This is a genomic window from Staphylococcus succinus, assembly GCF_029024945.1.
Classification (GTDB): domain Bacteria; phylum Bacillota; class Bacilli; order Staphylococcales; family Staphylococcaceae; genus Staphylococcus; species Staphylococcus succinus.
The window spans coordinates 1,451,621-1,465,322 of record NZ_CP118976.1 but is presented as its reverse complement, the minus strand read 5'-3'; the positions used below and the strand labels follow the sequence as shown (position 1 = coordinate 1,465,322).

12 protein-coding genes are annotated in these 13,702 nt (G+C 32.3%); 1 reads left to right on the top strand and 11 read right to left on the bottom strand.

Features of this window, described 5'->3' with window-relative positions:
* Positions 1–20 precede the first annotated feature (20 nt).
* Positions 21–887 carry a sugar phosphate isomerase/epimerase family protein gene (locus PYW31_RS07205; RefSeq protein WP_046837429.1) on the bottom strand — a complete coding sequence of 289 codons (867 nt, stop codon included), beginning with the start codon at positions 885–887 and terminating at the stop codon, positions 21–23.
* A 112-nt stretch (positions 888–999) separates the two neighbouring features.
* Here PYW31_RS07205 and PYW31_RS07200 point away from each other — a divergent pair, with 112 nt between their 5' ends.
* A complete protein-coding gene (locus PYW31_RS07200) occupies positions 1,000–1,872 on the top strand; it encodes an AraC family transcriptional regulator (protein WP_046837428.1) in 873 nt (290 codons plus the stop codon).
* Positions 1,873–2,367: 495 nt separating this feature from the next.
* On the opposite strand, the gene sucB is transcribed toward PYW31_RS07200, so the two are convergent.
* From sucB to PYW31_RS07150, 10 genes are all read right to left on the bottom strand, one after another.
* Positions 2,368–3,627, bottom strand: a complete 1,260-nt coding sequence (gene sucB / locus PYW31_RS07195; RefSeq protein ID WP_046837427.1) for a dihydrolipoyllysine-residue succinyltransferase — start codon at positions 3,625–3,627, stop codon at positions 2,368–2,370.
* 13 nt (positions 3,628–3,640) lie between these two features.
* A complete protein-coding gene (locus tag PYW31_RS07190; protein WP_046837426.1) occupies positions 3,641–6,442 on the bottom strand; it encodes a 2-oxoglutarate dehydrogenase E1 component in 2,802 nt (933 codons plus the stop codon).
* A gap of 175 nt (positions 6,443–6,617) precedes the next feature.
* Positions 6,618–7,973 (bottom strand): HAMP domain-containing sensor histidine kinase, encoded by a 1,356-nt coding sequence (locus tag PYW31_RS07185; RefSeq protein ID WP_046837425.1) that lies wholly within the window; start codon positions 7,971–7,973, stop codon positions 6,618–6,620.
* The gene (locus PYW31_RS07180; RefSeq protein WP_046837424.1) at positions 7,970–8,632 is read right to left on the bottom strand and encodes a response regulator transcription factor; all 663 of its coding nucleotides are present in this window, start codon (positions 8,630–8,632) and stop codon (positions 7,970–7,972) included. The genes PYW31_RS07185 and PYW31_RS07180 overlap by 4 nt, the downstream gene beginning before the upstream one ends.
* A gap of 489 nt (positions 8,633–9,121) precedes the next feature.
* Entirely contained in the window at positions 9,122–9,736 is a 615-nt protein-coding gene (locus PYW31_RS07175) for a phosphatase PAP2 family protein (protein WP_046837423.1), read from the bottom strand.
* A gap of 15 nt (positions 9,737–9,751) precedes the next feature.
* Positions 9,752–10,825 carry an undecaprenyldiphospho-muramoylpentapeptide beta-N-acetylglucosaminyltransferase gene (locus tag PYW31_RS07170; RefSeq protein WP_046837422.1) on the bottom strand — a complete coding sequence of 358 codons (1,074 nt, stop codon included), beginning with the start codon at positions 10,823–10,825 and terminating at the stop codon, positions 9,752–9,754.
* A 10-nt stretch (positions 10,826–10,835) separates the two neighbouring features.
* The gene (locus tag PYW31_RS07165; protein ID WP_046837421.1) at positions 10,836–11,345 is read right to left on the bottom strand and encodes a GNAT family N-acetyltransferase; all 510 of its coding nucleotides are present in this window, start codon (positions 11,343–11,345) and stop codon (positions 10,836–10,838) included.
* A 22-nt stretch (positions 11,346–11,367) separates the two neighbouring features.
* Positions 11,368–12,813, bottom strand: a complete 1,446-nt coding sequence (locus PYW31_RS07160; RefSeq protein ID WP_046837420.1) for a S41 family peptidase — start codon at positions 12,811–12,813, stop codon at positions 11,368–11,370.
* 156 nt (positions 12,814–12,969) lie between these two features.
* The gene (locus PYW31_RS07155) at positions 12,970–13,191 is read right to left on the bottom strand and encodes a YozE family protein (protein ID WP_046837419.1); all 222 of its coding nucleotides are present in this window, start codon (positions 13,189–13,191) and stop codon (positions 12,970–12,972) included.
* The gene (locus tag PYW31_RS07150; RefSeq protein WP_046837418.1) at positions 13,191–13,691 is read right to left on the bottom strand and encodes a PTS sugar transporter subunit IIA; all 501 of its coding nucleotides are present in this window, start codon (positions 13,689–13,691) and stop codon (positions 13,191–13,193) included. The genes PYW31_RS07155 and PYW31_RS07150 overlap by 1 nt, the downstream gene beginning before the upstream one ends.
* Positions 13,692–13,702 lie beyond the last annotated feature (11 nt).

The following is a 13,702-nucleotide window of genomic DNA, read 5'->3' as shown; positions in this document are numbered from 1 at the left end:
ACCTTGTATAGCATATATTGCTAAAACCATGATTTATAGCCTGATGTTATTAAATAATCGCGACTAACTGTTAAACAGTTATAAGGGTCAGATCCGTATAGCTCATCTTGTTCTACAAAGAAATATTCGCTTCCGTTGTTTAACGCTGATGTGATAATATCTTTTAAGGGTAAAGTGCCTTGGCCCAATTCTGCAAATTGTGTAATCATATGTAACATATAATATATTTTTTCTTGCCCTTCTCCTGGATATTGCGTCATGTCAATTTCACCGATGCGATAATCTTTTAAATGAATCGCGCGAATACGGTTCTTATAATGAGGAATAATATCTATTGGATTTAATCCAGCTCTCCATAGCCAATGAATATCTAATTCAAAACCAAGTTGTTCTGTATGATCACGCATAATATCAAGCATAAATTTATCATCGTAGCGTACAAATTCTAAGTTATGGGCATGATAATATAAATCAATGCCTTCTTTTTTTAACTTTTTAGCATACTTTTCGCAAATGCTAGCAAATTGTAATGTTTTTTCTCTTGATCCCATATAATTAATAGGTAACATGCCTATTCTTAATATTGTACAATCAACAGCATGACAATCTGCAACAATCTTATTAAAGTTATGTTGTAAAGTATCGCCTGGGTATTTTTGAGTTGTTGATATATCTTCAACACCACAGGACATCGCCGCAATATTAATGTTAAAGTCATTAATTGCTCTTTGCATTTCAGATATATTGTGTTCTGTCATTTCTATTTGTGAAACTTCTACGGCATGATAACCTAATGTATCAATACTTCTCAAAACGTTATAAATACCTTTTTCTGCTACTTCTTGTTTGAGCATCATCATTTGTACACCTATTTGTGGTCGCATCATATAACTCACCTTTCCCTAAATAAATGATATAATATACATTATAAATTATTAGAAAATTATGAACATTGTAATTAAGGGGAAAAAGATTGTTTTTTGAGTAGGAGGAACTAAATTGTCATTCACAGGGGATTTTAATGTTAAATTAGATTCTATTTCTTTACCTAATGAAAATGAATATATTGCGTGGCATAAGATTAGTGATGGTCATTTTGGTAATGAATTACATTATCATGATCATTATGAAATATTCTTTTCATTATCTGGAAATATGCTTTACACAATAGAAGGAAGACAATACCAATTAGATGTCGGTTCAATGTTGATAATTGCACCCTATGAGTTTCATCAATTAAATGAACAAATGGATGGACACGCTGAACGTATTGGTTTAAGGTTTGATAGGAAATTATTAGCGTCTTTATCTAATTCAAATTGTCAGCTAGCTGCATGTTTTAATACACAAAATAATGATTTTAAAAGCAAATTACAATTTAAAGAATCAGAGAAACGAGAATTATACTATTTATTACAAGGATTAATTGATGAACAAGATCATCAACGTTTCGGGAAAAAATTAGCCGAGCAATCCTTACTCACCCAGTTTTTTATTATTTTAAACCGAGTGTTTCTTGAAAATACTTCTATAACTGTCATAGATGATCCAGAATCACAACTAGTGAGACAAGTATTAGATTATATGGAGTTACATTACGCTGAACCAATATCGTTAGAAGAACTGGAAAAGAAATTTTATGTGAGCAGACATAAAATCACCCAGCATTTTTCAAAATTAGTAGGATATCCACCTTATCGTTATTTAATACAGAAGAGGTTACAAAGTGCACAGTGTATGTTGAAAAATGGAGAAAGTCCTCAACAAGTTGCAGTTCTATGTGGTTTTAGTGATTATTCTAATTTTTATAGACGCTTTAAAACAACATATGGATGCAGTCCTCGGGACTATTATAAACAACATTTAATTTAATGTTGTTGCGCATTATAAAATTTAAAGGCAGTACATAGGAACGTTTTGATTTTTCTAACTCAGATTTTTAAACGTATGCTAAAGTTTTGCTTAAATTTTTAAGTGCGTTATTGGAATTTATAGTATTTCACGACATATATTTAGCAGTCTTAAGAGCTAAATAAGCTGTTATTTGTTAAATGTACACAGTCTATTATTTACTCAAGCAGTCATGTCATAAATTAGCGTCAATAGACAATGGAAGTCGATGATGATCAATATCAAAAAAGCCCTCACTTCTGGTAGAGTGAAGGCTTTTTATTAGCTATTACGGATTTAGTTATTAAAAGTAATATAATATTAAGTTAGTTGAAGGTATACACGCAAGTGATAAAGCATTAATTAATAAGACTTTTTATTAAATCATGTCTTATTATGTGTATGTAATTGAATTGAAAAATACAACGACGCTGAACGCCGTTGTATTAGGATTAATAAACTATTTTGTGTTGTGGATTAAGATTCTAATAATAAATCTTCAGGGTTTTCAATTAATTCTTTAATTGTTTTCAAGAATCCAACTGCTTCTTTTCCATCAATTATTCTGTGATCATAGCTTAATGCAATATACATCATTGGACGATTTTCAATTGTATCAGCATCTACTGCAATTGGTCGTGTAATAATTGAATGCATGCCAAGTATAGCAGCTTGGCTGCCGTTGATAATTGGGGTTGACATCATTGAGCCAAAAATACCACCATTAGTAATAGTAAATGAGCCATTGACCATGTCATCTAAACCAAGTTTTTTATCACGTGCTTTCTTAGCTAAATTAGCAATTTCGTTTTCAATTTCAGCAAAGTTTTTCTTGTCACAATCTCTAACGAAAGGTACGAGAAGACCATCCTCTGTAGAAACAGCGACACCAATATCATAATATTGTTTTGTAATCATGTCGTCACCGTCAATTTCAGCATTTACTTCAGGATATTTTTTCAATGCTGCTACTGCTGCTTTTGTAAAGAATGACATGAAGCCAAGTTTAGTACCATCATGATCTTTGATGAACTGTTCTTTTTTACGTTTACGTAAATTCATTACGTTAGTCATGTCTATTTCATTAAATGTCGTTAACATCGCTGTGTTATTTGATACTTCTAATAACTTTTTAGCAGCTGTTTTTTTACGACGAGACATTTTCTCACGTATTACAGGTTTAGTTGGATTTTGTTGTGCTGGTTTTTTAGCTTCTTCTTTAGCTGGCGCTTGCTGTGAAGCAGGTTGTTGTTGGCTTTGAGCAATATGTTCTTTTCTAACTACATCATTTGATTGAGAAGCAACTTCTGATAAATCAATGCCTTTCTCACGTGCATATTTACGTGCAGATGGAGTAGCATTAATACGCTGATTATTGTCTTGCTTAGCATCATCATTGCTTTGATTTTGCTCTTCTACTTGTTGTGATTGGGCATCATTTGAAGACGAATCATTTTTCTGTGAATCATCATTAGCTGATGATTCTGAACTATTACTTCCATTACCTTCGCCAACTACTGCGATTGCTTGTCCAACTTCAACAGTATCGCCTTCATTAGCTAGCAATTCTTGTAGAACACCTGCTTCTTCAGAAACTACTTCAACATTGACTTTGTCAGTTTCTAACTCTAAAATAGCTTCCCCTTTTTCTACACTGTCACCTTTTTGTTTTAACCATTCTGCAATGGTACCTTCTGTTATAGATTCTGCTAATTCTGGAACTTTTACCTCTGGCATGCTTGACTTCCCCCTATTTAATATTTGTACTTTGCTCTAGTATCATATTTTGAACGAGTTTGTGAATTTCGCCGTCTCCTTCGGCTGGAGCGGAACGTTGAATACGACCATGATAACTTAAGTCATATTTGTCAGTAGTTAATTCTTTTAGATACGGATAAACGAATGACCATGCGCCCTGATTTTTAGGTTCTTCTTGAACCCAAGCTACATTTTCGACATTAGGCAGTTCATTTAATAATGCTTCGACTTCAGCAACAGGGAATGGATACAATCTTTCAACTGCTACTATGAGAATAGAATCATTTGGATGTTTAGCTAGATATTCTTTTAAATCGATAAACATTTTACCGGAAGCTAAAATAACTTTTTTCACAGTGTCTTTTTCATGATTTTCTGGTAAAATCGCTTCGAATTTACCAGTAGTAAATTTGCTGATTGGATCTGCAACTGTTTTATTACGTAATAAACTCTTTGGTGACATTACAACTAAAGGTCTCATTGACTCAGTACCTAAATTCGCTGCTTGCGCACGTAATAAATGATAATAATTACTAGAACTAGATAAATTAACAATCGTCGCATTATTTTCGCCTGCAAGTTGTAAAAATCTTTCTAAACGCGCAGATGAATGTTCTGGACCTTGTCCTTCAAATGAATGTGGTAGGAATAAAGTAAGACCTGAGCGTTCGCCCCATTTAGCTCTAGAACTAAATAAGAAGTTATCAAAAATCATTTGAGCCATATTTGAAAAATCGCCATACTGGGCTTCCCATATAGTCATACAGGATTTATTTTGAACGTTATAACCATACTCAAAACCAACTACTGCAGCTTCTGATAATGGTGAATTGCGTACTTCAAAAGTCGCCTTTTGGTTTGGTACATGATGGAGAGGTACATATTTATCACCTGTATCAGGATCGTGTAATACTGCATGACGGTGACTGAAAGTACCACGTTCACTATCTTGACCAGTTAAACGAATAGGTGTGCCATTTTGTGTGATAGTAGCAAATGCTAACTGTTCTGCTTGTGCCCAATCAACTAAACCTTCTTCGCTTTCAAATGGTTCATTACGTTTTTCTAATACTTTGTTAAGTTTTTTCAACACTTTAAAATCTGATGGATATGAAAGCATCGCATCATTTATTTTCTTAAGGTTATCAAAACTTAAGTTTGTATCTTTAGTTTGTATAGGTTCAGCTAGACTTTCTGGTTTTTGCATGTCTGGGTTATCCATCTTATCGTTTTTATCAATTTTATCATGAGCAGTACGTAATGTTTTTTGAACGTCATCAAATATAGTATTCATTTGGTCTTCAGATATAATATTTTCACTTACAAGTTGTTTGCCATATAAAATATCTACAGATTCATGTTCACGTATTTCATGATATTGCAATGGGTTTGTTATGGATGGTTCATCCATTTCATTGTGTCCATAGCGACGATAACCAACTAGGTCAATGACAACATCCTTGTGGAATTCTTTTCTAAATGCCATTGCAATTTCTATAGCCTCTATAGTTGCTTCAACATTATCTGCATTGACATGCATGATAGGTACATCATACCCTTTAGCAACATCTGATGAGTATGTTGTAGAGCGACCATCATTGGGTTCAGTAGTAAAACCAATTCTATTATTTGTAATAATATGCAATGAACCACCAGTAGAATAACCATCTAGATTACCTAAATTCATTGCTTCAAAGTTAATACCTTGTCCAGGATAAGCAGCATCACCATGAATTAATATAGGCATAGATTTCTGGAATTCCGTAGAAACCTCACCAGACTGCTCCGTATTATCTTGTGTTGCACGTGTTTTACCAAGTACTACAGGTGCAACAATTTCTAAATGACTCGGATTATTAGCTAGAGATATCTGTTGTTCTATGCCGTAAGACTGAGTCGTTTTCACGCCGCCAAGATGATATTTAACATCGCCAGACCAACCAGAAGTTAATTTTAAACTTCCATCTTGTGGTAAGAATTTCATTGGATCAGTATGCATAAATTCAGAAATCATCATTTCATATGGCTTCTCTAATACATGTGTTAAGACATTTAATCTACCACGGTGAGCCATACCGATTTGAATATTTTGTATACCTTCATCACTTGCTAGCTTTAATGTTTGTTGTAGCATAGGTACTAATGTATCTACACCCTCGATAGAGAAACGTTTTGCTCCTACGAAGTTTTTGTGTAAATATTTTTCAAATCCTTCAACATGAGCTAAATTTTTAAATAGTTCAATTTTTTGTTTGTCATTTAATATTGCTTTGTATGGAGTTTCAATTCGACGTTTTAACCATACACGTTCTTTGTTGTTATTGATATGTGTATACTCAAAAGCAATTGGCCCTTTATAACGTTTTTCCATACGAACAATGGCTTCATAAGCGTTGTCATAGATATCTTTAAAATGCTCAGACACTATGCCAGCTGAGATAGACTCAAGCGTCTCTTGGTCTAAATTGAAGTCTTCAATATTTAATTTTGGAACGTGTTCTCTTGATGGTCTATTGACTGGATAAATATCTGCCAATAAATGCCCGTATTGACGAATATTATCTATCAATCTCATAACACGTTTGATAGTGCTATCACCTTTAGTCACAGTAGTTTGACCATCAGCTTTTGGTGCGATGTTAGCTTCACCGTTTTTAATTGTACTAAATAGGACTTGTAAATCTTCAGGGACTGAAGCTGGATCATTTAGATATATATCATATAAATCTAAAACATATCCAAGATTTGCCCCGAAATTTACAGGTGCCTCGGAAACCTGTTTTTCGTTGCTCATATTACACCCTCCACAAAATAGTTGAAACGCTTACAAATCAATAATATCATTAAATATCCTCAAATTAAAGTGCCAATAGCCTAGATATAAGAAAAAAGCAGCCCCTAATTTAAAATAGGACTGCTTTTTTTATCTTTTATATAATAGTGTAGGATATAATATTTAAAAATAAGCATTAAAATGTAATTTTAAACGTTGTATACTTTCCTAGTTCACTTTCTACGTGGATTGTACCATTGTTAAGTTCAATGATTTTTTTTGCTATAGATAAACCTAGTCCGTTACCACCTAGTTTACGAGAACGTGATTTATCCACCCTATAAAAGCGATCAAATATAAAATCAATGTCTTCTTTGGGAATACCTACGCCGTGATCAGTGATTTCAATAGATATTTGTTTATTTCTAAGGTTGGTTTGAATTTCTATGTGTTTATTGATTTGGTCATACTTCATTGCATTGTCTATAAAAATAATCAGTACTTGTTCTAATTGGTAACGATCAATATTTATATTAAGTGCTTTAGGATAAGCATTAAAGTCAAATGTGTAATCATAGTGAAGTTGTTCTAACGATTTTATACGCGAAGCAATTTCTTGATTAATTTCAACATTTTCCTGTTCACTTGCTGTACTATTTGTGTTGTCTTTAGTTAGCAAGAGCAATTCCTCAACCAATTTAGTTATTCTTTCCATTTCCTCTAAAGAAATATCTAATGATTCTTCTAATATAGCAGCATCTTTTTTGCCCCATCTTTGAATCAAATTCAAATGCCCTTGAATGATTTGAAGTGGTGTACGTAATTCATGTGAAGCATCTTCTACAAATTGGCGTTGTTGGTTAAATGATTCTTCTAATTGGAACATCATTGCATTAAAAGTAACAATTAAATTATCCGTTTCTTCATAATTCGTAGTGAGTTCTACTTTTTCTTGGAAACCATCTCTACGAATTTGTTGCATTTTATTCGACATCAACAATAACGGTTTTGTAATTTGTGATGAAAAAAAGTAACTAATAATAGCAGTAATAAATGTTGCAATGATTCCAAAAATGAGTGCGATAAAGTATAAAGAGTTTACAAGCATGTTGTAATCTTCTAAAGAATGAATGATTACACTATACCCTTGGAACTTTGGTGTATCTATATGTCTAGTTAATACCAAATAATTAGTATTATGGTTCTTTTTTACGGCAATATGATCTGTATCTTTTGTGGATAAATCCGGCGAAAAATTAATAGAATGATCATTAGATGTTTCAGTTATTTTGCTGCCTTGATCATTATATATAATAACTTTCTGAAAAGTACCAAGTGAAGCATTTAAGTCTAGTGGTGTGATTTCTTCAAAACGTTTTGTTTCTATAAGTTTAGCAATATCCTGAGAAGTCCGTTCTGCTTCGTTTAATTCATTGTGACGTAAAGAATTACTTAGAAAAAATATGATGATTAAACTAAAGAAAAAAATGGTTAAAAACGTAATTGTTGTAGTAATCATCATCCATTTAGTTCTTAATTTTCTTTGTTTCACTCTCTAATCACATACCCAACCCCACGAACTGTTTCAATATATTTTTCTTTACCATAGGGTCTTAGTTTATTTCTTAAATAACGGATATATACATCAACAACATTTGTCTCTACCTCACTATCATAGCCCCAGACATCTGCAATAATTTGTTCTCTTTGCAAGACATGGTTTTTGTTCTCAGCTAGTAGATATAGTAAGTCATATTCGGTTTTAGTTAGATCTAGTGATTCACTATCAACAGTAACCTTAAATGCATCTTTATCTATAATGATACCTCTAATATCAATGACATTTTTTTTCGGTTGTCGACGTAACATTGCTCTGATTCTTGCCAATAGTTCTTCAATATCAAATGGTTTAACAATATAATCATCAGCTCCATAATCTAATCCTGCTACTTTATCATAAGTGTCACTTTTGGCAGTGATAATTATTATGGGTGTGGTTTGCTTTTGCCTGATTTGCCTACATATTTCTAAGCCATTTATATTGGGAAGCATTAAATCTAAAAGTATAAGATCATAAGTATTTGATAATGCTTTTTCTAAACCAGGGCGTCCATCATATTCGATATCTACAGAATAATTTTCATGTTCTAATTCAAGTTCTATAAAACGAGCAAGATTTTGCTCATCTTCTACTATTAATATTTTAGTCATTAGCTGCACCTCAATTTCTATATTAAAGGAAAATGTATAATGTAGAAAGTCATCTGACGAAAATGTAAATATTTTGTTGATTTATAATTTTGTAATCACTTGAAATGAGAATGAATATCATTTATGATTAGAACATATCATTTGAGACCAGTGTTTATATGGTAAGAAAGACGAAATAAATAAATTTTCTCTTTCTAATTGACAATGATTCTCAATGATGTATAATGTAATTGAAAGTGATTCTCAATTCCAAACTAAGACATTCCCCCCCACACATATTTTGTTCTTAATTGGAATGATCATTTTCATAAATATCCCCTTTTATATGCCCGTAAAAGACTAACGTTGCGAGACAACGTGAAATATAAAAGCCGGTTTTACATTGTAAAATCGGCTTTTATAATAAATTTTGACACGAAAAAGCAGTTAGATGATTAATTCATCCAACTGCTTTTTTAATATGAATATTATCAATGATTCAATAGGCGTTTAACTTTGCAATTTATGCCTTAATATTAGAGACGATAAAATTACGCAAAAAGCGCCCCCAACAATTCCAGCAATAATATCAGTTGGGTAATGTACACCTAAATAGACACGAGATGAAGAAATCATGACTATAAACAGTGCTGAAATACCTATCATAAAGGCCTTTGATTTACCTTGCAATACTCGGTTTGCAATAAACATTGTACTTCCGAAGAAAGCAGCCGATCCCATTGCATGGCCACTTGGAAAACTGAAACCAGAAATATCAATTAACCTTAAAAGCGTTGGCCTTTCTCTATCAAAAACATTTTTTAATAGAGGGTTTAAAGTACTCGATAAACTCATTGCAATTGCAAAAAATAAAGCTTCTATATTTAGCCTTTTCAACATTAAATAAGCAATTAGCAATAAAGATAAGCATATCATAGCCCATACCTCGCCAATCTTTGTGACACCAAGGAAAAAGGAAGTAGTAATAAAACTTTCTGAAGAATATATAAATTCATATACTTCATTGTCTATCCATTTACCTAATCTCGATTCATGGAAGAATGCAATGATGCCAAATATTAAAGTGAAAATGATAAGTAAAGATATTCTTTTCCAACGACTCATTGCACACACCTCCAACTATTGTTGTGAATCTTTAATGATTTTATGAAATAAGTCTTGACGCGTATAACTTTCTTTATATGTTTGCATTTGCTCAACAATTGCATCACGATTCATCTCAATATCATTTAATTGTTCCATTAATTGTTGTTCAGTTAATGTATCTTCAGGGATTGTTCTGCCAAATCCTTTGCTCTCAAAATTCTTAGCGTTGTCAATTTGATCTCCACGTGATTGATCAAGACCTAATGGGATTAATAGCATCGGAATTCTAAGTGCTAAAAATTCATATATAGCGTTAGAACCTGCACGGCTAATGACAGTATCTGTAATCGCTAATAAATCTGTTAAATCATCTTTAACAAATTCAAATTGCGTATACCCTTCTTTATCAATCAATTTTTCATCTAATAAACCTTTACCTGTAAGATGGATTACTTGGTAAGATTCTAATAATGCATCTAAATTTTGACGAATAATATCATTTAATTTTTTGCTACCTAGACTTCCGCCCATAACTAATAATATTTTTTTATTATCATTAAATTTGGTTAGTTGGTAGCCTCTATTTTTATTACCTGTTTTTAAGTCTTCTCGCACAGTCGCACCCACAAAATCTGCTTTATCACTAGGTAAATATTGTAAAGTATCTTCAAAAGTTGTATATATTTTTTTAGCAAATTTTAGAGATATTTTATTGGCCAATCCAGGCGTAAGATCGGATTCATGTATGATAGTGGGTATTTTTAAAGTTTTTGCAGCAATTACAACTGGAACTGATACAAAGCCACCTTTGGAAAATAATAAATCAGGTTTCTCTTTTTTAAGTGCCTTTCGAGCATCAAAAATGCCTTTTAGAACTTTAAAGATATCTTTGATATTCTCCCATGAGATATACCGTCTTAATTTCCCACTAGAAATTGCATGGTAATGAATATTTGGCAATTGAGATTCAATCATTTCACGCTCTATGCCCTTTTTTGAACCGATATAGAAAGCTTCGTGACCTTCTTCTAAAGCTGTTGGTATTAAGCTTAAATTGACTGAGACATGTCCAACTGTCCCTCCACCGGTAAATGCGGTTTTCGTCATATTAAAACCTCTATTCTTCTAATTTTTTATAATAGGCATAAAAAGGTTCGCCTTTATTATATGGGTGATAATCTATTTCTGCTTCGCCTATCTTATTAAAACCAAATTTTTTAAACAGGCCCTGAGCACGTTTGTTGATTGCAAACGTATCTGTCAACATAACATGAATTTGATCATCTAATGCTAGATTTACTGCAAAATCAAACAACTCAGAGGCAGCACCTTTATATCCTGATGCAACTGCTAGCCTATGTATAACATAGGCGTCAGTTCTATCTATTGGCCATTCTAATTTATCATACCACGCTGATTGCTGTTGGTCGACAACTATAAAAGCAATTATGTGAGAATTTTTTTCTAGTATAAATAAAGTTTCAGCAGCTATATCTTCTTCAAAATGTTCCTCTAAAGGATAATGATCGTCCCATTGATTATTATTATCTTGTTTCATAATAGCTTTAGCTTCTTCCACAATTTTCATAATGCTAGGTAAATCGTTAGTTGTTCCAATTCTTATCATTAGGGGTAGCACCTCTTGGTAATTATTGTAGTTTTTTTAAAAGTTTTTGTAGAACTGTATCTTCTTTATTTGCCTTATTAATGAGTTGTTTCGTGAATTGTTCATTTGTCTTTTTATCAAATGTACCATTAATATCTAAGTTGTTTTTCTTTTGAAAAGCCTCAATTGTAGATTCTAAATTGCTATCAAATGTCTTAGAATGATTATCTATGTTATACCCTAGTGCAGATAACCCTACTTTCATCGTTTTAACATTTTTGTTGTTATCACCCAACTTATAAGTTTTGTTATTTGGGATAACATTTAAAGATTGATAAGCAGGTTCACTTATCTTAGTATCTGGTTCGATACCTTTACCGTGAATATAGTGCGCTTTCGGTGTAAGCCACTTCATATTGGTGAATTTTAATAATGAACCATCATCGAATTCTTGGGTAGTTTGTACGATACCTTTACCAAATGTCTTAGTACCGTATACTTTTGCTTTATCATAGTCCATCATGGCTCCAGTAAATACTTCAGAGGCACTTGCAGATCCTTTATTTACAAGTATAGATACTTTCATATCTTTAGCTTCTTTTAAAGCATCATTTGACGCTTGAACTTTTTCTTTACTGTTTCCTTTTTCGAGCTGGACAACAGTATCGCCTTTTTCTATGAATATATTAGCCATTTTAACGGCTTCATCTAACAACCCACCTGGATTATTTCGTAAATCTAGAACAATTTTACGTACGCCATCTTTATGGGCTTTAATTATTGCAGATTTTAATTCTCCAGAGGTGCTATTTTGAAATTTATTTATTGTAAATACACCGATGTTGTTTTGTTTTTTATACTCTACACTTTTTACATGGATTTTATCTCTTTTAATAGTAATATCATGAGATTGGTTGGAACGTTCTATTGTTAAGGTTACTTTTGAACCTTGTTTGCCACGTACTTTCTTAACGATAGCTTCTAAGGGTTGACCTTTGACGGATGTTCCATTCACTTTCGTAACGATATCTTTAGGTTGAAGTCCTGCTTTTTCAGCTGGAGAATGCTTCATTGGACTAGTGATTTCAATTTTATTATTTTTCTTTTGCATTTCTGCACCTATACCAACAAAATCCCCAGAAACATCTTCATTAAATGATGTCGTTTCTTTTTTAGTCATAAACTCAGAATAAGGATCATCTAAATCTTTAACCATTCCTTTTATTGCAGCTTCAGACAATTTTTCAGAGTCTGTTTTTTTATAATATTCGTTATTAAGGGTTTTATATACTTTTTCTATTTTCTTAACTTCAGTGCGTTGCTGGCTATTTAAACCACTACTCCAATTACTAAATGCAATAGTGGCGAAAATAGTTACTAACACAGTAATCATAATCGTTGCCAATAATAAGAATATAAAATGACTACGCTTAAATTTCACTTTTTTTGTAACTGGTGGTTCTTCATTTATGTCATTTTTTTCGGACATTTCATCACTTCCTAATACTTATGTAAAAATAGTTGCTGGCGCATTAAAATTAAAATAAAAGAGCAGGGATTGATCCTTATTCGATTAATCCCTGCTCCATATATGACACTTTAATATTGTAATATACTTAAAGATATATCTACAAACATGAAATGATTAAAATTTTAGCCATTCTGTATATTCTTCGTATAAATCGTCAAATACGGACATAGAAATTGTGTAGTTACTTTGCGTTTCAATATAATCAGATAAAACATGAAATTCTTTTGCATGTCTTGGAAAAGATAAATCGTCAAAGATTTCTTCTGCAAGCGTGCCTTTTTCATCCTTACGGCCTCTGACCGTTAACACAAATTGATAGAATGAATGATCTTTCATTAGTTCATTGTCACATCAACAATTTTTGTGTCGCCTTTAACTACAGAACTTACTTCAGAGACCGAAATAGATGAAGTATTGTCAGAGTTTGTAATAATAATTGGTGAAATAACTGATTTAGCATTTTCTTTAATATACTCTAAATCAAAACGTAAAATTGGATCGCCTACATTTACTGTATCGCCACTTTCAACTAATATTTCAAAACCTTCACCATCTAATTGTACAGTGTCTAAGCCAATATGAACCAATAATTCTAAACCGTTTTCAGCTTTCAAACCAATTGCATGTTTCGTTGGAAATACGTTATCTACTTTACCATCAATTGGAGAAACAACTTCTCCTTCTGTTGGATTAACTCCGAAACCTTCGCCCATCATTTTCTGTGCGAAAACTGGATCCGGAATATCTTCGATTTTTACATATTCACCTGTAATTGGTGCATAAATTGAGCTATCTTTATTAATTTCTTTACCTTTACCAAATAATTTTTTAAACATAATGTGTTCGC

What these genes read in the sequence shown, in the direction of transcription:
- PYW31_RS07205 (WP_046837429.1), bottom strand. Translation starts at nt 887, where the DNA reads ATGATGCGACCACAAATAGGTGTACAAATGATGATGCTCAAACAAGAA.
- sucB (WP_046837427.1), bottom strand. Translation starts at nt 3,627, where the DNA reads ATGCCAGAGGTAAAAGTTCCAGAATTAGCAGAATCTATAACAGAAGGT.
- PYW31_RS07190 (WP_046837426.1), bottom strand. Translation starts at nt 6,442, where the DNA reads ATGAGCAACGAAAAACAGGTTTCCGAGGCACCTGTAAATTTCGGGGCA.
- PYW31_RS07180 (WP_046837424.1), bottom strand. Translation starts at nt 8,632, where the DNA reads ATGACTAAAATATTAATAGTAGAAGATGAGCAAAATCTTGCTCGTTTT.
- PYW31_RS07175 (WP_046837423.1), bottom strand. Translation starts at nt 9,736, where the DNA reads ATGAGTCGTTGGAAAAGAATATCTTTACTTATCATTTTCACTTTAATA.
- PYW31_RS07170 (WP_046837422.1), bottom strand. Translation starts at nt 10,825, where the DNA reads ATGACGAAAACCGCATTTACCGGTGGAGGGACAGTTGGACATGTCTCA.
- PYW31_RS07165 (WP_046837421.1), bottom strand. Translation starts at nt 11,345, where the DNA reads ATGATAAGAATTGGAACAACTAACGATTTACCTAGCATTATGAAAATT.
- PYW31_RS07160 (WP_046837420.1), bottom strand. Translation starts at nt 12,813, where the DNA reads ATGTCCGAAAAAAATGACATAAATGAAGAACCACCAGTTACAAAAAAA.
- PYW31_RS07155 (WP_046837419.1), bottom strand. Translation starts at nt 13,191, where the DNA reads ATGAAAGATCATTCATTCTATCAATTTGTGTTAACGGTCAGAGGCCGT.
- PYW31_RS07150 (WP_046837418.1), bottom strand. Translation starts at nt 13,691, where the DNA reads ATGTTTAAAAAATTATTTGGTAAAGGTAAAGAAATTAATAAAGATAGC.